Origin of the sequence: Enterobacter cloacae complex sp. ECL352 (genome assembly GCF_020149545.1) — a bacterium.
Classification (GTDB): domain Bacteria; phylum Pseudomonadota; class Gammaproteobacteria; order Enterobacterales; family Enterobacteriaceae; genus Enterobacter; species Enterobacter asburiae_B.
The window spans coordinates 1735314-1752968 of record NZ_CP083709.1; the positions used below are offsets into that span (position 1 = coordinate 1735314).

Consider the following 17655-nt stretch of genomic DNA (forward strand, 5'->3'; position numbering starts at 1 on the left):
AGAAATTACCTATAAAGCATGACCAGTTAACGCCCACTTAAGTTGCAGCCAATGCACTTCTTTAGTGCAGATGCGCTTTTCCGGCCTCATTTACCCTTTTTGTCCTGTACCGCTAAATCCCGTTTCGGTTGCTCCGGCATGATTAAATATTGTGCAACATTATTTTAACCTGGCGTTTATCCCGATTTTCGTTAAGTCATCTGAAGTGGCGTAATCCCTGCAATACTTAAACCAGTATCATGTGATACGCGATCCCCGGGAGCACATTTTGAACAGGTTACCTTCCAGCGCCTCGGCTCTTGCCTGTACCGCGCACGCACTGAATCTCATTGAGAAGCGAACGCTCGATCATGAGGAGATGAAACAACTTAACCGAGAGGTCATCGATTACTTTAAAGAGCACGTCAATCCAGGTTTTCTGGAGTATCGCAAATCTGTTACCGCCGGCGGGGATTACGGAGCCGTAGAGTGGCAAGCGGGGAGTCTTAACACGCTTGTCGACACCCAGGGACAGGAGTTTATCGATTGCCTGGGTGGTTTTGGTATCTTCAACGTGGGGCACCGTAATCCAGTTGTGGTTTCCGCCGTACAGAATCAACTTGCGAAACAACCTCTCCATAGCCAGGAACTGCTCGACCCGCTTCGCGCCATGCTCGCGAAAACGCTGGCGGCCTTAACGCCCGGCAAACTGAAGTACAGCTTCTTTAGCAACAGCGGCACGGAATCGGTCGAAGCGGCGATTAAACTCGCCAAAGCGTACCAGTCGCCGCGCGGGAAATTCACCTTTATCGCCACCAGCGGCGCGTTCCACGGTAAATCTCTGGGCGCATTGTCTGCTACCGCCAAATCCACCTTCCGCAAACCGTTTATGCCGCTGCTGCCGGGCTTCCGCCACGTGCCGTTTGGCGACATTAACGCCATGCGCACCGTGCTGAGTGAATGCCGTAAAACCGGTGATGACGTGGCGGCGGTGATCCTGGAGCCGATTCAGGGTGAAGGCGGCGTGATCCTCCCTCCGCAGGGCTATCTGCCCGCCGTGCGTCAGCTGTGCGATGAGTTTGGCGCGCTGCTGATCCTCGACGAAGTCCAGACCGGGATGGGGCGCACCGGCAAGATGTTTGCCTGCGAGCACGAAAACGTTCAGCCGGACATCCTGTGCCTGGCGAAAGCGCTCGGCGGCGGCGTGATGCCGATTGGTGCGACGGTTGCGACTGAAGAGGTGTTCTCGGTGCTGTTCGACAACCCGTTCCTGCATACCACCACCTTTGGCGGTAACCCGCTGGCCTGCGCGGCCGCGCTGGCAACCATCAATGTGCTGCTGGAGCAAAACCTGCCCGCGCAGGCGGAGCAGAAAGGCGACATGCTGCTGGACGGCTTCCGTCAGCTAGGCCGGGAGTATCCGGACCTGGTGCAGGACGCGCGTGGGAAAGGGATGCTGATGGCGATTGAATTTGTCGACAACGAAACCGGCTATAGCTTCGCGAGCGAGATGTTCCGCCAGCGGGTGCTGGTCGCCGGAACGCTCAACAACTCGAAAACCATCCGCATTGAACCGCCGCTGACGCTGACGATTGAGCAGTGCGAGCAGGTGCTGAAAGCGGCGCGTAAAGCGCTGGCAGCGCTGCGAATAAGTGTGGAAGAGGCGTAATCAACGCCGGGTGGCGCTACGCTTACCCGGCCTACAAAATACTGCATGCAGGCCCGGTAAGCGTAGCGCCACCGGGCTGCTTTTTATCGGTGAAATTCCGCCACCGTCATGGTGAAGCGAAGCACGGTATCGCCTTCGTTCGCATATCCGTGCGCCGCTTCCGTTTTCGCCACCGCCGATGCGCCAGCGTTAACCTGGGTCACCGTCTCATCCACCGTCAACGTTAAAACGCCTTCGTTCACGTGCAGCAGCTCAAAGGTTCCCGCCGGGTGCCCCGGAGAGGTAAAGCGCTCTCCCGGCTGCATCTCCCACTGCCATAGCTCAATCATATCCGGGCCTGCGGTTCCCGCCAGCAGTCTGGCGCGTCCACCCTGTGCGCCCTGCCACAGCACCGGAATCGCGGCCTCTTCGATAACGTGCACCAGCGGCTCGCTGGATACGTTGACGATATCCGCTACGGAGATGCCGAGCGCGGCGGCCAGCTTGCACAAGATGGCGATACTGGGGTTGGCTGCGCCCTTTTCGATCTCCACCAGCATGCCTTTGCTAACGCTTGCCCGGCGGGACAACTCGTCCAGAGACAGCTTTTTCTCTTTGCGCCAGTTGCGTATGCGGTTTGCCACGGCCAGGCTTACCAGGGCAACATCGGCACCCTGCGAAGTCATTATATTGACTTTATCAGTCATTGGTCACTACCATGGTATAAAACAGTCAATACAGGATTATTTATGTCTCTCGTTACGCCGTCAATAGATTCGCATCTTGCCGGGATTGCCCCGGGCTTTCGGGCGCTGAGCATTCTGGTTGAAGCTGCGCCGATAACCCACCCCGAGGTTGCGCCCGCCGCGTTGGCGCAGTCCTGCCAGCAGATGTTGAATGATGATGTGCCATGGGCTGATGCACACCTTTCAGACTGGGATGAGGTGTTTAAAGCCTTCGGCGCGAAACCGAAACGCACGCCCTGCTCGGCATCTGCCCTGCGCAAGCGGGTACTGAAAGACGGTTCGCTGCCGTCGCTGGATCCGGTCGTAGATATCTATAACGCGGTGAGTATTCGCTATGCCATTCCGGTGGGCGGGGAAAATCTCGCGGCGTATTCGGGTGCGCCGCGTCTGACGCTGGCCGACGGCAGCGAGCCGTTTGATACCTTCAAAGAGGGACAACCAGTGATGGAACATCCGGAACCGGGCGAGGTTATCTGGCGCGACGATCTCGGCGTCACCTGCCGCCGCTGGAACTGGCGACAGGGGGTACGTACCCGTCTGGACAGGCAGGCACAATCCATGTGGTTTATTCTTGAAAGCCTGCCGTCGATGCCCCTTGCGGCACTGGAAGAGGCAGGAGAAGAACTGGTCAACAACCTGCAGCGGCTGATGCCGGGAGCCACGGCTCGGGTTCAGCTGCTGACGCTGTAGGAGGACAACACGATGTTTCACGGGTTAAGCGCGTTTCCGTTAACCCCCCTGAAAGAGGGGACGTTTGACGAGCACTCCTTCATCAATCTTCTGCGCCCCGTGGTCGACGCTGGTATGGATTCACTGGGCATTTTGGGCTCAACGGGAAGTTACGCCTATCTGACCGTTGAAGAGCGCGGTCGGATCGCACGCTGCGCGGTGGCGCATGCTGATGACATTCCGGTCATCGTCAGCATCGGCGCATTGCGGCTGGACGATATTCTGCGTCTAGCTGACGACGCGCAATCGGCAGGTGTCTCCGGCGTGCTGCTGGCACCCGTGTCGTACCAGCGATTAACGGAAGACGAAGTATTTAATCTGTATGAAACGGTGACCCGCCAGCTCTCAGTACCGCTGTGCATTTACGATAATCCCGCCACAACCGGTTTTTCGTTTAGCGATGAACTGTTATTTGCCGCCGCGGCCCTGCCGAATATAGGGTCCATTAAGCTTGGCCGCGTGCCGGAGGACCTGTTGCAGGTACGCGCTCGTCTTCCTGATACCGTCACGCTGGGCATCGCCGGTGACTGGCGAGCGGCCTCCGCCCTGCAGGCCGGGTTTGACGTCTGGTACTCGGTGGTCGGCGGGTTGTTTCCGCAAACAGCGCTGGCGATTGCCCGTTCGAAAGAGTCGGCACAATCCGAGCGGCTGGAGCCGCTTTGGGCGCTGTTCCGCCATTATGGTAGTTTGCGGGTGGTAGCGGCAGCGGCAGAAATGCTGGGGAAAGTGGAAACACCCGCGCTACCCTTCCCCCTTCAGGCTCTTCAGGGTGAGCCGCGCGAAGCGCTTGCTACGATACTTGCGGATCTGGCGCTGGCTTGAACAACGCCGGGTGGCGCTAGCGCTGACCCGGCCTACAAAACCTTTATAACGCCTGTTACTCCGGCAACAGCCCCACAAAACTGCGTTTCTTGCGCGGCTCCGACATCAGCTCCTCAAGCTTATCCACGCACGCTAGATAGTGCGGGGTTTGCTTGTGCGCCAGCACCGCCTCCTCGTCTTTATAGGCTTCGTAGATAAAGAACCGGGTCTTCACCCTCGGGTCCTGCAATACGTCAAAGCGCAGGTTTCCCGGCTCCTGGATTGCCCCCTCGTGGTTGGCGCGAAACACCTCCAGAAACTCGTCCACCCGCTCGGGCTTAATGTTGATCTCCACCAGCGTCACGTTCATTTTGCTTCTCCCTGTTTCTCATCCTGCCAGAACTGGAACGCATCGCGGGCGTTCCAGTTCTCGTGAACCACTTTTTTCACCGCCTTCAGCATGGCGAGCGGCGCGCTGGACTGGAAGATATTGCGCCCCATGTCCACGCCGGATGCGCCCTGATCGATAGCGCGCCAGCACATCTCCAGCGCCTCGTGCTCCGGCAGCTTTTTGCCCCCGGCGATCACAATCGGCACCGGGCAGCTGGCGGTCACTTTTTCAAAGCCCTCGTCCACGTAGTAGGTTTTGACGAACTGCGCCCCCATTTCGGCGGCGATGCGGCTGGCCAGCGAGAAATAGCGCGCGTCGCGCGCCATCTCTTTCCCCACGCCCGTCACCGCCAGCGTCGGCATACCGTAGCGCGCGCCCGCATCGACAAGCTTGATGATGTTGTTGATCGACTGATGCTCAAACTCGCTGCCAATGTAAACCTGCGCCGCCACCGCGCAGACGTTCAGGCGCAGCGCGTCCTCCATCGCCACCGCCACGCACTCGTTCGACAGTTCGCCCAGAATCGAGTTACCGCCGGACGCGCGCAGCACCACCGGTTTGTTCGTCGCGGCTGGCACCTGGCTCCTGAGGATGCCGCGGGTGCACATCAGCACGTCGGTTTCGCCAAACAGCGGCGCGATGGAGAGATCGATACGCTCAAGGCCGGTGGTCGGCCCCTGAAAGTAGCCGTGGTCAAAGGCCAGCATCACCGTGCGGTTGCTCTGCGGGTTGAAGATGCGCGCAAGCCTGGACTGCATGCCCCAGTCCAGCGAGCCGCAGCCCTTCAGGGTGTACGGCACATTCTGCTGCGGCGTGCCGATGCCAAAATCCTTGCCGTCTTTGATGTCGTCTAAATCAGCCATTTGCTCCCCCGTCAGAAATCGTATTTGCTGATGTTCTCTTTGGTGAACACCACGCGCTCCGGCAGCAGCACGATGCCGTTGCCCTTCGCCTCATACTGGTAGCCCTGCACGCTGTTCGGCTCGACCTTCAGCGCGCCGATATTTTTTACGTCCACGCTGTCGCCGACGTTAAGATCGCCTTTTTTCAGCAGGCGATCGGCGACGTTGACCGCAATTTTGCCCTGTTGTACGACATCCCACAGGCCGAAGGCTTTCACCGTGCCGCGCTCAACGTACGGGCGCATCACGTTCGGCGTGCTGAAGCCGACAATCGCCACCCCTTCCCGCTTCAGGTTTTCCGCCGCCTGCGCCGCCGCTGGAAGCGCGTTGGCGTCCGGGGCGATAATCGCATCCAGATCCGGATAGGCTTTTAAGATCCCTTCGGCGGTTTGCAGGGATTTGGTGGCGTCGTTATAGCCAAACTGGGTCGTCACGACCTGCCACTGGGGGTGATCTTTCTCGATTTTGGCCTTCGCCTCTTTCACCCACTGGTTCTGGTCGGTGACGGTCGGGCTGGAGTAGAAGAACGCTACTTTAGCGTTCGGTTTGGTGACCTGTTTGCCCGCCATCTCCACCAGCAGACCGCCCAGCTGCTCCGGCGTCCCCTGGTTGATGTAGATGCTGCGGCACTCCGGTTTGGTGTCGGAATCCCAGGTCAGGACCTTGACGCCGCGCTGCATCGCGCGCTTGAGCGCCGGGCAGAGGCCGTCCGGCGACACGGCGGAGACGATAATGGCGTTATAGCCCTGGTTAACGAAGTTATTGATGAGCTGCACCTGCCCGGAGACGCTCGGCTCGGTCGGGCCATCGTAGGTCACGTCCACGCCGAGGTCTTTCCCCGTCTCTTTCGCGCCGTTGCCGCCGCTGGTGAAGAACCCCACGCCCACCAGCTTCGGGATAAAGGCAATGCGGTCCGCCGCCTGCGCCGAGGCGAAGCTGAGGGCCATTGCCAGGACTATCAGTTTTGTTTTCATCTTACGCTCCGGATAGTTTTCTAAAGAGAGAACGCACCCACTCGCGGTGCAGACTCAGCGAACGTCCCATCACCACCACAACCAGCAGCGCCCCTGACAGCGCGCTCGACACCTGGTTAGGGATGCCGACCATCTGTAAACCCTGCTGCAGGTAGCCCACCAGCAGCGCCGCCAGCGCCGTACCAACAACCGAACCTGACCCGCCGTAGATATTGGCCCCGCCGAGCACGGCGGCGGTGAGCGCAGGCATCAGCAAATCGCGCCCCAGATCCGAACGCGCGGAGCCGAAATAGGAGACCATCACCAGTGCGGCAATCGCCGAGGCCACGCCCACCAGGCCGTACAGCGCGTAGGGCATGCCGTTCACCGACAGCGCCGCATAGCGCGCCGCGCGCGGGTTTTGCCCAATCAAAAACAGATGACGACCAAAGCGCCCGCGGTGGGTAATCAGCCAGAAGAAAACCGTAATCACCGCGAACAGCACCAGCGGGATCGGCAGGCCCAGCACCGTGAGGTTAGCGAACGCCGTGAAGCCGTCCGGGAAACCGCCGATGCCCTCGTAGCCCGTCGCACCCGCCATGCCGGAGAGCAGCAGCGCGCCGCCGCCGTAGAGGTAAAGCGTGCCGAGGGTGATGACTAAAGGACTAATGCCGGTGTAGTGGATCAGCGCCGCATTCAGCAGCCCGCACAGCAGGCCGAGCAGCAGCGTCAATGGAATAGCGACCGCCATCGGCCACCCGGACTGCATCATCACGCCCAGCGCGATGGCGCACAGGCCGATAGTTGAGCCGAGGGAGATGTCGATCCCGCCGCTGATGATGACCAGCGTGAGCGGCAGCGCCACGATACCGATGCAGATGAAGTCGCTGGTGCTGAAAAGCAGCATGTTGACGTCGAGCATGCGCGGGTTGATGGCGCCAAAGAGCAGGATCTCCAGCACCAGTAAAATCAGCAGCGCGCTTTCCCAGTTAAGCCTCATTTACGCCACCTCTTTTTTGCGTTTGGGAAACGGGGTGACGTGCTTTCCCCCTTTGTTACCCGGCTGGAAGCGGCCGTACTTCAGCGCCCGCTGATGGCGCGCCAGCGCCTGGCGCAGACGCCCGTCGAGCACCAGCACGCCCAGCAGCACCAGCCCGGCGATAAAGTCGTTCCACCACGCCGGGAGCCTGAACAGCACCAGCACGGTGTCGATTTGGGTCAGGAAGAAGGCGCCGAGCAGCGCGCCAATCAGCGTGCCCGTGCCGCCCAGCAGCGAAATACCGCCGAGCACGCAGGCGGCGATGGCCTTCATCTCCAGCCCGCTGCCGGTCTGGTTGGGCACAAAGCCAATCTGCGCGGCAAAGACGATCCCGGCGCAGGCCGCCAGCATGCCGTTGAGGGTAAAGGCGATCATGCGGGTGCGGTTCACCGCCACGCCCAGCTGGCGCGCGGCGGCGAGGTTATCCCCCACCGCGTAGAAATCACGCCCGAACGCGGTGCGCGAGAGCGTCCACGCGCCCGTGACCGCGATAATCAACACCAGCATGCCGAGCGGCGAAATGCCGATGGCGGCAGGCTCAGAGAGGGATTTCAGCCCGGGTGGCAGTCCTTCAATCCACTTTCCGCCGGTCCAGAGCAGCATCGCGCCACGGTACAGCCCCAGCGTGCCGAGGGTGGCGACAATCGCCGGGATGCGCAGCCCCACCACCAGAAACCCGTTGAACGCCCCGGCCAGCGCGCCAACAGACAGCGCGAAGAGAATGGAAATGGGCAGGCTGTAGCCGCTGTTCAGCGCCACGCCGACGGCAATGGCGGACAGCCCGACGGTTGAGCCAACGGACACGTCGATATTGCGGGTCAGCATCACCAGCGCGGCACCGATGGCCAGCAGGATCAGGATCTGCGAGCTGGCGAAAATCATCCCCAGCGTCTGCAGGCTGAAGTAGGACGGATTCAGCGCCACCAGCACGGCGAACAGCGCCAGAATGGCGAGGAACGCGCTCAGCTCGCGGTTTTTCAGCAAGGTCTTCATGACTGCCCTCCGAATGCCAGCGCCATCATCCTGTCGAGGCTGACGGCGTGGCGCGGCAGCTCGCCGCTGAGCACGCCCTGATGCATCACCAGCACGCGGTCCGCAAGGCCCGGGAACTCGTCAAGATCGCTTGAGATCATCAGCACCGCCACGTTCTGCGCCGCCACGCTTTTTATCAGCTGATAGATGTCGGCGCGCGCCGAGACGTCCACTCCGCGCGTCGGTTCATCGACGATCAGCAATAAGGGGTTGGCCTCCAGACAGCGCGCCAGCAGCACCTTCTGCTGGTTGCCGCCGGAGAGCGTCCGCACGGTTTGATCCGCATGATTGAGCTTGATCCCCAGCGCCCGGTGATAACGCTCCACCACCGCAGACTCCCGCTTGCGCTGCTGCCAAATCGATGGCTCGTTCAGCGCCACGGTGTTCCAGCGGATCGGCGCGTCGAGGAACAGGCCGGATACCTGCCTGTCTTCCGGCAGGTAGACCAGCCCTTTTTCCAGGCGTGAACTTACCGGCTCGGCGGTAATGTCCTGATTCTCCAGCCAGACGCGTCCGCCGCGTACCGGCCGCAGGCCGTAGAGCGTTTCCGCAAACTCGGTGCGCCCGGATCCCACCAGCCCGGCCAGGCCGACGATCTCGCCGGCGTAGATCTCAAGGCTGAGATCGATAAAGCCTTCCCCGGTGAGATCCTCCACCCGCAGCACCGGGAAATCCTGCGGCTGGGTGCGGCGGTTGCCCGGCAGCGCCAGCCACAGCTTTTGCGTATCGCTGAGGGATTTCTCCCGGCTTACCGGCGTCATGGCGGCGATCAGGGCGCAGTCGTCAAACTGCGCGGTTTCACCGCTCAGCACCACCGCGCCGTCGCGCATCACCGAGACGTGGCTTGCCAGCTGGCGAATCTCCGGCAGCTTGTGCGAGATAAAGACAATCCCGACGCCGAGCGCCTGCAGGGCGCGGATCTGGCGGAACAGCCGCTCGGTTTCGCCGGGCGTGAGGGAGGCCGTGGGTTCGTCGAGGATCAGGATCCTGGCGTTGCGCATCAGACCGCGCAGGATCTCCACCATCTGCTGGTCCGCCACCTCCAGGGTGCTGGCGGCGGCGTCGAGGTTAAGCTGGCACTGCAGCTGCTGGAGCTTCTCCGCCAGGCGCTTTTCCAGATCGCGTTCGCGCGGCAGGCGAAACAGGATGTTTTCCCGCACCGTCAGGTTGGGGAACAGCAGCGGCTCCTGCGGCACCAGATAAATGCCTAACCCGTGCGCCTGAGCGGGCGTGAGCCGCGCATATGACTGCCCCTCGACAGAAAGTTCACCGCCGTCCGGCGTTTCGACCCCGGCGATGATCTTCATCAGCGTCGATTTTCCCGCGCCGTTTCCGCCCATCAGGGCGTGCACCTGGCCCGCAAGCAGCGTGAAATCAATGCCTTTTAAGACCGGCACGCCTGAGAACTGCTTGCTGATATTCTGCGCGTCGAGAAGTGGTGTCATCATCGCTCCGCTATTGAACAAATGATTTTTAGATTTAATAATGTTCAAAAGCGTAGACGGTGAACTATATTTACAACCGTGCAGGGATCACAGTTTTATCGATTGAGATACAGATAAACCAGAAACGATCTAAAAGATCCGTTTTGTCGCGTGGCTCACACTTTCCCTTCGCGCCATCACGAACATATGATCTAAATTTTTATAAGAGTTCAACTATGAGCGATAAACGCACTGCGGAAGAAGTAAGGTTTGCCGGGCTGGCACTGGCGGAAGAGGAGCTGGTGGCGCGCGTCGCATGGTGCTACTACCACGACGGATTAACCCAGAACGACATCGGCGAGCGGCTCGGGCTGCCGCGCCTGAAGATCTCCCGCCTGCTGGAAAAAGGCCGTCAGTCCGGGGTGATCCGCGTGCAGATCAACTCCCGCTACGAGGGCTGCCTGGCGCTGGAGACCGAGCTACAGCAGCGCTTTGGCCTGAAGCTGGTGCGCGTGATGCCCGCGTTAAATACGCCGCCGATGAACGTGCGGCTCGGCATTGGCGCGGCGCAGTCGCTGATGGGCGTGCTGGAACCCGGCCAGCTATTAGCGGTGGGGTTTGGTGAAACCACCATGAGCTGCCTGCAGCACCTGAGCGGCTTTATCAGCTCGCAGCTGATCCGCCTGGTGACGCTCTCCGGCGGCGTCGGGCCGTACATGACCGGTATCGGCCAGCTGGACGCGGCCTGCAGCGTCAGCATGATCCCCGCCCCGCTTCGCGTGTCATCCGCAGAGGTGGCCGGGATCTTAAAACGCGAAACCAGCGTGCGGGACGTGATCCTCGCCGCGACCGCCGCCGACGTCGCTGTGGTCGGCATTGGTTCAGTGAACCAGCGCCGTGACGCCACGATACTGCGATCCGGCTATATCAGCGAAGGTGAACAGCTGATGTACGCCCGCAAAGGCGCGGTCGGCGACATTCTCGGTTATTTCCTCAATGCCGAAGGGGAATGCGTCGAGGAGCTGGAGATCCACAAAGAACTGCTGGGCGTCACGCTCGATGAACTGGCGCAGCTGCCCACCATCGTTGGCGTGGCCGGAGGAGAAGAGAAAGCCGATGCGATTTATGCCGCACTGAAGGGTCGCCGTATCAATGGCCTGGTGACGGAGGAGACGACAGCCCGCGCGGTGCTGGCTCTGGCCGACTAAGAGCCGCCCTGCGCTAACAACGAGGCAAGCTCATGAGTTACCTTTTAGCGTTAGATGCAGGGACAGGCAGCGTTCGCGCCGTGATTTTCGATTTACAGGGCAACCAGATTGCCGTCGGCCAGGCCGAGTGGAAGCACCTGAGCGTGGAGAACGTGCCGGGATCGATGGAGTTCGATCTGGAGACCAACTGGCAGCTGGCCTGCCGGTGCATTCATCAGGCGCTGGAGCGCGCGCGCCTGAGCGCGGCGGATATTCAGTCCGTCGCCTGCTGCTCCATGCGCGAAGGGATCGTGCTGTACGACCGCAACGGCGAGGCCATCTGGGCCTGCGCCAACGTCGACGCCCGCGCCAGCCGCGAGGTGGCCGAACTCAAAGAGATCCACGACGACCGTTTTGAATCCGAAGTGTATGAGGTTTCCGGCCAGACGCTGGCGCTGAGCGCCATGCCGCGCCTGCTGTGGCTGGCGCACCATCGCCCGGATATTTACCGCAAGGCCGCGACCATCACCATGATCAGCGACTGGCTGGCGGCGAAGCTCTCCGGCGAGCTGGCGGTCGACCCGTCTAACGCGGGCACCACCGGCATGCTGGATCTCTTTTCCCGCGACTGGCGTCCGGCGCTGCTCGACATGGCCGGGCTGCGCGCCGATATCCTCTCCCCGGTGAAAGAGACCGGCACCGTGCTGGGCGCGATTACCAAAGAGGCCGCGCAGCAGAGCGGCCTGCGCGAAGGCACCCCGGTGGTGATGGGCGGCGGCGACGTGCAGCTGGGCTGTCTGGGGCTGGGCGTGGTTCGCGCCGGGCAAACGGCGGTGCTGGGCGGCACCTTCTGGCAGCAGGTCGTAAACCTGCCGCAGGTGCGCACCGACCCCGACATGAACATCCGCGTGAACCCGCACGTTATTCCCGGCATGGCGCAGGCGGAGTCGATCAGCTTCTTTACCGGGCTGACCATGCGCTGGTTCCGCGACGCCTTCTGCGCGGAGGAAAAGCTGATTGCCGAGCGGATGGGGATGGACACCTACTCCCTGCTGGAAGAGATGGCGAGCCGCGTGCCGGCGGGTTCACACGGGGTGATGCCGATCTTCTCCGACGCGATGCATTTCAAGCAGTGGTACCACGCCGCGCCGTCGTTTATTAACCTCTCCATCGACCCGGAAAAGTGCAACAAAGCGACGCTGTTCCGCGCCCTTGAGGAGAACGCGGCGATCGTTTCGGCCTGTAACCTGGCGCAGATTTCGCGTTTCTCCGGCGTGACGTTTGAAAGCCTGGTGTTTGCGGGCGGCGGGGCCAAAGGCGCCCTGTGGAGCCAAATTTTAAGCGACGTCACCGGGCTGCCGGTGCGCGTGCCGGAAGTGAAAGAGGCGACGGCGCTCGGCTGCGTTATTGCCGCAGGCGCGGGCGCGGGGCTGTTTGCGGATATGGCCTCGACGGGCGAGCGGCTGGTGAAGTGGAGCCGCGAGTTCACGCCAAACCCGCAGCACCGCGAGCTGTACGACGGCATGATGCAGAAATGGCAGGCGGTGTACGCCGACCAGCTTGGGCTGGTGGACAGCGGGCTGACGACGTCGATGTGGCAGGCCCCGGGGTTAGTAAAAACCCACACCCCTCACCCTGCCCCTCTCCCCTGAGGGGAGAGGGAAAAAATCAGAGCGAGCCAATTCTTTGAGACCGCACCAGCCAGTCCCTTCTCCCCTTTGGGGAGAGGGTTAGGGTGAGGGGCGAAGTTCTTTGAGATCTATCACAATCATTCGATCCCGCTTTTACCTTTCCGCTCCCGCTGGCTAAATTAGTAACTCATCCGACCACATAACAATAATTTTACACTGGAAGAGACTATGAGCCGCTACCCGTCGTTATTCGCCCCCCTCGATCTGGGGTTCACCACACTCAAAAACCGCGTGTTGATGGGCTCGATGCACACCGGGCTGGAGGAGCATCCGGACGGGGCCGAGCGTCTGGCAGCCTTCTATGCCGAGCGCGCCCGCCACGGGGTGGCGCTGATTGTCACCGGCGGCGTGGCCCCGGCGCCTTCCGGCGTGGGCATGGAGGGCGGCGCGGTTCTGAACGATGCGTCACAGCTGCCGCACCACCGCATTGTGACCGACGCGGTACACCGCGAGGGCGGTAAAATCGCCCTGCAAATCCTGCACACCGGGCGCTACAGCTATCAGCCGAACCTGGTCGCGCCGTCGGCCATTCAGGCGCCAATCAACCGCTTTAAACCTCATGCCCTCAGCCACGATGAGATCCTGGCGCTGATCGACGACTTTGCCCGCTGCGCGGCGCTGGCGCGCGAGGCGGGCTATGACGGCGTGGAGGTGATGGGCTCTGAAGGCTATCTGATTAACGAGTTCCTCGCGGCCCGCACCAACCAGCGCGACGACGAATGGGGCGGCGACTATGCCCGCCGGATGCGCTTTGCCGTGGAGGTAGTGCGAGCGGTGCGCGAACGTGCGGGCGCAGACTTTATTATCGTCTTCCGCCTGTCGATGCTCGACCTGGTGGAAGGCGGCGGCACGTTCGACGAAACCGTGCAGCTGGCGCAGGCGATTGAAGCCGCCGGTGCCACCATTATCAACACCGGCATCGGCTGGCACGAGGCGCGCATCCCGACCATCGCCACGCCGGTGCCGCGCGCGGCGTTCAGCTGGGTAACACGGAAGCTGAAAGGCAAAGTCTCTGTTCCACTGGTCACCACCAACCGCATTAACGATCCGCAGGTAGCGGACGAAGTGATTTCACGCGGCGACGCCGACATGGTGTCGATGGCGCGCCCGTTCCTGGCCGATGCCGAACTGCTTTCCAAAGCGCAAAGCGGCCGTGCGGACGAGATCAACACCTGCATCGGCTGTAACCAGGCCTGTCTGGATCAGATCTTCGTCGGCAAGGTCACCTCTTGCCTGGTTAACCCGCGCGCCTGCCATGAAACCAAAATGCCGATCGTTCCGGCGGTTAATAAAAAGCGTCTGGCCGTGGTGGGCGCTGGCCCCGCGGGCCTGGCGTTTGCGGTGAATGCCGCCTCGCGCGGGCACAGCGTGACGCTGTTTGATGCGCTGGCGGAGATTGGCGGGCAGTTTAATATCGCCAAACAGATCCCCGGCAAAGAGGAGTTCTATGAAACCCTGCGCTACTACCGCCGGATGATCGACCTGACGGGCGTCGAGCTGCGGCTTAATCAGTTTGTCAGCGCGGCGGATCTGATCGGTTTCGACGAGGTGATCCTGGCGAGCGGGATCGTGCCGCGCACGCCTGCGATCGAGGGTATCGATCATCCGAGGGTGTTGAGCTATCTGGATGTATTGCGTGACAAAACGCCGGTCGGCGAGAAGGTGGCGATTATCGGCTGCGGCGGGATCGGCTTTGATACCGCCATGTACTTAAGCCAGCCGGGCGAGGCTACCAGCCAGAACATTGCCGAGTTTTGCGTGGAATGGGGTATCGACACCAGCCTGAACCAGTCCGGCGGGCTACGCCCGGAAGGGCCGCAGCTGCCGAAAAGCCCGCGGCAGATCGTGATGCTGCAGCGCAAGGCCAGCAAGCCGGGCGAAGGGCTGGGCAAAACCACGGGCTGGATCCACCGCGCCACCCTGCTCTCGCGCGGGGTGAAGATGATCCCGGCGGTGGGCTACCAGAAGATCGACGACGAGGGTCTGCACGTCACGATCGGCGGCGAGCCGCAGCTGTTACGTGTGGATCATGTGATTTTATGCGCCGGGCAGGAGCCGAAGCGCGATCTGGCCGATCCGCTGCGCGAAGCCGGTAAAACGGTGCATTTGATCGGCGGGTGCGACGTGGCGATGGAGCTGGACGCGCGGCGGGCAATTGCGCAGGGGACGAAGCTGGCTCTGGCGATCTAGGGTATTGCCGGGCGGCCAGGGTAAAAGCAAAACGGCAACCCAGTTGCCGTTTTTAGCGTTTGCTCCCTCTCCCTGTGGGAGAGGGCCGGGGTGAGGGCATCAGGCCGCACATCCCCAATCTTACCGACGACGTCCCAGCTTCACCGCCTTCAGCACCACGAATTTATTGTTCGTCGCAACGGTGACGCAGTTGCCGAAAATCTTCTTCAGCTTGTGGAAGTAGTCCAGGTGGCGGTTCGCCACGATGTACAGCTCGCCGTTGATTTTCAGGCAGCGGCGCGCGTGGTGGAACATCTCCCACGCGACGTTATCCGTCAGGGCGTGCTTCTGGTGGAACGGCGGGTTGCAGAACACGGCGTTGAAGCGGAACGGCTCTACGCCGGACAGCGCGTTGTTGATCATAAACTCGCAGCGGTCCAGCGCATCCGGCATGTTGGTTTCCACGTTCAGACGGCTGGAGGCCACCGCCATCGGCGACTCGTCACTGAACACCACGCTGGCGTCCGGGTTCTTCGCCAGCAGCGTCAGGCCAATCACGCCGTTACCGCAGCCCAGATCGACAATCTCACCTTCCAGATTTTCCGGCAGATGTTCCATAAAGAAACGCGCCCCGATATCCAGCCCGGTGCGGGAGAAGACGTTCGCATGGTTGTGGATGGTCCAGTCGGTGCCTTCCAGCTTCCAGCTCAGGGTCTCCGGCGCGTCGGCCAGCTCCGGTGCGCTGAAGGTGCAGTTGATCAGGCGCGCTTTTTTCCAGGCCAGCGTCGTGGTGGTCGGGCCGAGGACTTTCTCGAACAGCTCAAGCGTCGAGGTGTGAATATCGCGCGCTTTAGCGCCCGCAATGATGCGCGTTTCCGGCGTCACGACCTTACGCAGCGCGCGCAGCTGTTGCTCCAGAAGCGCCATGGTTTTTGGCACTTTGATCAGCACCACGCCCGGCGCCTGCGGGTAGTCCGCGGTGCTGTCGAGGAACTTCACGCTGGACTCTTCGATGTCGTTATGGCGCAGGTTTTCACGCGTCGCCAGCTCGCTCAGGTAGGAATCGCCGATGCTGTATGGCGTGTGCTCCGCCAGGGCGCAGCCCAGCGCGCCAAAGGCTTCATTCAGGATCAAAACCGGGCCGCGGATTTCAGTCTCATCCAACTGCTGCAGCAGATATTCATCCGCCGCTTCCCACGCCATGAGCGGGTTAACGTCGTCCGTTTCCGGGAAACGTTTAAGGTTGAGTGAACGGAAACCGTTGTCTAAGTGGCTCATCGGCCCTCCTGAATGGTAAAATTTGGCGTATCCCTGAAAAGGGTGCGTGAGTATACCCGTTTTCGCATTAATTTGGGCTTTTGATGAACCAACTTACTTATCTCCAGGGCTATCCGGAGCATTTACTGACTCAGGTTCGCAGCCTGATTGCCGAGCAGAAGCTCGGCGCGGTGCTGGAAAAACGCTATCCCGGCACGCACGATTTCGCGACCGATAAGGCCCTCTGGCAGTATACGCAGGATCTGAAAAGCCGGTATCTGAAGAGCGCGCCGCCGATCAACAAGGTGATGTACGACAACAAGATCCACGTGCTGAAAAACGCGCTTGGCCTGCACACCGCCATTTCCCGCGTACAGGGCGGCAAGCTGAAAGCGAAGGCCGAAATCCGCGTCGCGACGGTTTTCCGTAACGCGCCGGAAGCCTTTCTGCGGATGATCGTGGTCCACGAGCTGGCGCACCTGAAGGAGAAAGAGCACGACAAAGCGTTCTATTCCCTGTGCTGCCACATGGAGCCGCAGTACCACCAGCTGGAGTTTGATACCCGACTATGGCTTACGCATTTATCGTTAAATGGTAATGCGGAATAGCGCACGCGAATTGTCATGATGACGTGCTACAGTGGCTAAAGGTTCCCCGCTACGGAGTACGTAAACGTTTATGATACGTTTCGCAGTCATTGGTACGAACTGGATCACGCGCCAGTTCGTCGACGCCGCCCACGAAACCGGCAAACTTAAGCTTACCGCAGTCTATTCCCGCAGCCTTGAGCAGGCGCAGAGTTTTGCCAACGATTACCTCGTTGAGCATCTCTTCACTTCGCTTGATGACATGGCGCAAAGCGACGCCATTGACGCGGTGTATATCGCCAGCCCGAACTCCCTGCACTTCCCGCAAACGAAGCTGTTCCTCAGCCACAAAAAGCATGTGATTTGCGAGAAGCCGCTGGCGTCAAATATTGAGGAAGTGGAAGCGGCCATTGCGCTTGCCCGCGAAAACCAGGTGGTGCTGTTCGAAGCGTTCAAAACCGCCAGCCTGCCGAATTTCCTGCTGCTGCAGCAGTCCCTGCCGAAAATTGGCAAGGTGCGTAAAGCCTTTATCAACTACTGCCAGTACTCGTCGCGCTACCAGCGCTACCTGGACGGCGAGAACCCGAACACCTTTAATCCGGCCTTCTCGAACGGCTCGATTATGGATATCGGTTTCTACTGCCTGGCCTCTGCCGTGGCCCTGTGGGGCGAACCGCACGGCGTCAGCGCCACCGCCAGCCTGCTGGAGAGCGGCGTGGATGCGCACGGTGTCGCGGTGCTGGATTACGGTGATTTCAGCGTCACGCTGCAGCACTCCAAGGTGAGCGATTCCGTGCTGCCGAGCGAAATTCAGGGCGAAGCGGGCTCGCTGGTTATCGAGAAGATCTCCGAGTGCCAGAAAGTGAGCTTTGTGCCGCGCGGCGGCAAAGCGCAGGAGCTGACGCAGCCTCAGCATATTAACACTATGCTCTATGAGGCAGAGGTCTTCGCCCGTCTGGTGGAAGACAACGAAGTGAATCACCCCGGCCTCGCGGTGAGCCGCACCACGGCGAAGCTGCAAACGGAGATCCGTCGCCAGACCGGCGTGGTATTCCCGGCAGACGGCGTGAGCGCGGAAGCGATCGCGTAAAGCTGTGTAATGAAACGGCGCAGACCATTG

General features: G+C 61.0%; 16 protein-coding genes. 8 read left to right on the top strand and 8 right to left on the bottom strand.

Features of this window, described 5'->3' with window-relative positions; translation table 11 throughout:
• The first annotated feature begins 268 nt into the window (after positions 1-268).
• On the top strand, positions 269-1648 hold the full coding sequence (gene ygjG / locus LBF07_RS08495) for a putrescine aminotransferase (protein ID WP_023309267.1): 1380 nt from the start codon (positions 269-271) through the stop codon (positions 1646-1648).
• Positions 1649-1731: 83 nt separating this feature from the next.
• Here ygjG and LBF07_RS08500 read toward each other — a convergent pair whose 3' ends face one another.
• Positions 1732-2334, bottom strand: a complete 603-nt coding sequence (locus LBF07_RS08500; RefSeq protein WP_039260488.1) for a helix-turn-helix domain-containing protein — start codon at positions 2332-2334, stop codon at positions 1732-1734.
• A gap of 42 nt (positions 2335-2376) precedes the next feature.
• Here LBF07_RS08500 and LBF07_RS08505 point away from each other — a divergent pair, with 42 nt between their 5' ends.
• The gene (locus tag LBF07_RS08505; protein ID WP_094934448.1) at positions 2377-3063 is read left to right on the top strand and encodes a B3/4 domain-containing protein; all 687 of its coding nucleotides are present in this window, start codon (positions 2377-2379) and stop codon (positions 3061-3063) included.
• Between the two features lie 12 nt (positions 3064-3075).
• Positions 3076-3924 (top strand): dihydrodipicolinate synthase family protein, encoded by an 849-nt coding sequence (locus LBF07_RS08510; RefSeq protein ID WP_033146705.1) that lies wholly within the window; start codon positions 3076-3078, stop codon positions 3922-3924.
• 55 nt (positions 3925-3979) lie between these two features.
• Here the strand turns inward: LBF07_RS08510 and lsrG are convergent, their stop codons facing one another.
• From lsrG to lsrA, 6 genes are read right to left on the bottom strand one after another with little or no spacing between them, the layout of a single operon-like run.
• On the bottom strand, positions 3980-4273 hold the full coding sequence (gene lsrG / locus LBF07_RS08515; protein ID WP_008503162.1) for a (4S)-4-hydroxy-5-phosphonooxypentane-2,3-dione isomerase: 294 nt from the start codon (positions 4271-4273) through the stop codon (positions 3980-3982).
• A complete protein-coding gene (gene lsrF, locus LBF07_RS08520) occupies positions 4270-5157 on the bottom strand; it encodes a 3-hydroxy-5-phosphonooxypentane-2,4-dione thiolase (protein WP_033146707.1) in 888 nt (295 codons plus the stop codon). Before lsrF ends, lsrG begins: the two co-directional genes overlap by 4 nt.
• An 11-nt stretch (positions 5158-5168) precedes the next feature.
• Positions 5169-6170 (bottom strand): autoinducer 2 ABC transporter substrate-binding protein LsrB, encoded by a 1002-nt coding sequence (gene lsrB / locus LBF07_RS08525; RefSeq protein WP_094934449.1) that lies wholly within the window; start codon positions 6168-6170, stop codon positions 5169-5171.
• Position 6171: 1 nt separating this feature from the next.
• Entirely contained in the window at positions 6172-7149 is a 978-nt protein-coding gene (gene lsrD / locus LBF07_RS08530) for an autoinducer 2 ABC transporter permease LsrD (RefSeq protein WP_064673346.1), read from the bottom strand.
• Positions 7150-8181, bottom strand: a complete 1032-nt coding sequence (lsrC, locus tag LBF07_RS08535; protein ID WP_048981226.1) for an autoinducer 2 ABC transporter permease LsrC — start codon at positions 8179-8181, stop codon at positions 7150-7152.
• Positions 8178-9665, bottom strand: a complete 1488-nt coding sequence (lsrA, locus tag LBF07_RS08540; protein ID WP_094934450.1) for an autoinducer 2 ABC transporter ATP-binding protein LsrA — start codon at positions 9663-9665, stop codon at positions 8178-8180. Before lsrA ends, lsrC begins: the two co-directional genes overlap by 4 nt.
• A 215-nt stretch (positions 9666-9880) precedes the next feature.
• On the opposite strand from lsrA, the gene lsrR reads away from it, so the two are divergent.
• The 3 genes from lsrR (at position 9881) to LBF07_RS08555 (ending at position 14712) form a co-directional block, all read left to right on the top strand.
• The gene (gene lsrR / locus LBF07_RS08545; RefSeq protein WP_094934451.1) at positions 9881-10852 is read left to right on the top strand and encodes a transcriptional regulator LsrR; all 972 of its coding nucleotides are present in this window, start codon (positions 9881-9883) and stop codon (positions 10850-10852) included.
• 32 nt (positions 10853-10884) lie between these two features.
• The gene (gene lsrK / locus LBF07_RS08550) at positions 10885-12483 is read left to right on the top strand and encodes an autoinducer-2 kinase (RefSeq protein ID WP_094934452.1); all 1599 of its coding nucleotides are present in this window, start codon (positions 10885-10887) and stop codon (positions 12481-12483) included.
• Positions 12484-12690: 207 nt separating this feature from the next.
• Entirely contained in the window at positions 12691-14712 is a 2022-nt protein-coding gene (locus LBF07_RS08555; RefSeq protein ID WP_094934453.1) for an NADPH-dependent 2,4-dienoyl-CoA reductase, read from the top strand.
• 120 nt (positions 14713-14832) lie between these two features.
• Here the strand turns inward: LBF07_RS08555 and rlmG are convergent, their stop codons facing one another.
• Positions 14833-15969: a 23S rRNA (guanine(1835)-N(2))-methyltransferase RlmG gene (gene rlmG, locus LBF07_RS08560; protein ID WP_094934454.1), complete on the bottom strand. Its 1137-nt coding sequence runs from the start codon at positions 15967-15969 to the stop codon at positions 14833-14835.
• A gap of 83 nt (positions 15970-16052) precedes the next feature.
• Here rlmG and LBF07_RS08565 point away from each other — a divergent pair, with 83 nt between their 5' ends.
• Complete coding sequence (locus LBF07_RS08565) at positions 16053-16556, top strand: YgjP-like metallopeptidase domain-containing protein (RefSeq protein WP_023333531.1); 504 nt, start codon at positions 16053-16055, stop codon at positions 16554-16556.
• 70 nt (positions 16557-16626) lie between these two features.
• Entirely contained in the window at positions 16627-17625 is a 999-nt protein-coding gene (locus LBF07_RS08570) for a Gfo/Idh/MocA family protein (protein ID WP_033146716.1), read from the top strand.
• The last annotated feature ends 30 nt before the right edge of the window (positions 17626-17655 follow it).

Bases quoted from the DNA above. Each gene is read 5' to 3' on its own strand.
- LBF07_RS08570 (WP_033146716.1), top strand. From the start codon at position 16,627: ATGATACGTTTCGCAGTCATTGGTACGAACTGGATCACGCGCCAGTTC.
- lsrB (WP_094934449.1), bottom strand. From the start codon at position 6,170: ATGAAAACAAAACTGATAGTCCTGGCAATGGCCCTCAGCTTCGCCTCG.
- LBF07_RS08500 (WP_039260488.1), bottom strand. From the start codon at position 2,334: ATGACTGATAAAGTCAATATAATGACTTCGCAGGGTGCCGATGTTGCC.
- lsrG (WP_008503162.1), bottom strand. From the start codon at position 4,273: ATGAACGTGACGCTGGTGGAGATCAACATTAAGCCCGAGCGGGTGGAC.
- lsrC (WP_048981226.1), bottom strand. From the start codon at position 8,181: ATGAAGACCTTGCTGAAAAACCGCGAGCTGAGCGCGTTCCTCGCCATT.
- lsrD (WP_064673346.1), bottom strand. From the start codon at position 7,149: ATGAGGCTTAACTGGGAAAGCGCGCTGCTGATTTTACTGGTGCTGGAG.
- LBF07_RS08505 (WP_094934448.1), top strand. From the start codon at position 2,377: ATGTCTCTCGTTACGCCGTCAATAGATTCGCATCTTGCCGGGATTGCC.
- LBF07_RS08510 (WP_033146705.1), top strand. From the start codon at position 3,076: ATGTTTCACGGGTTAAGCGCGTTTCCGTTAACCCCCCTGAAAGAGGGG.
- lsrA (WP_094934450.1), bottom strand. From the start codon at position 9,665: ATGACACCACTTCTCGACGCGCAGAATATCAGCAAGCAGTTCTCAGGC.
- LBF07_RS08555 (WP_094934453.1), top strand. From the start codon at position 12,691: ATGAGCCGCTACCCGTCGTTATTCGCCCCCCTCGATCTGGGGTTCACC.
- lsrR (WP_094934451.1), top strand. From the start codon at position 9,881: ATGAGCGATAAACGCACTGCGGAAGAAGTAAGGTTTGCCGGGCTGGCA.
- rlmG (WP_094934454.1), bottom strand. From the start codon at position 15,969: ATGAGCCACTTAGACAACGGTTTCCGTTCACTCAACCTTAAACGTTTC.
- LBF07_RS08565 (WP_023333531.1), top strand. From the start codon at position 16,053: ATGAACCAACTTACTTATCTCCAGGGCTATCCGGAGCATTTACTGACT.
- lsrK (WP_094934452.1), top strand. From the start codon at position 10,885: ATGAGTTACCTTTTAGCGTTAGATGCAGGGACAGGCAGCGTTCGCGCC.
- lsrF (WP_033146707.1), bottom strand. From the start codon at position 5,157: ATGGCTGATTTAGACGACATCAAAGACGGCAAGGATTTTGGCATCGGC.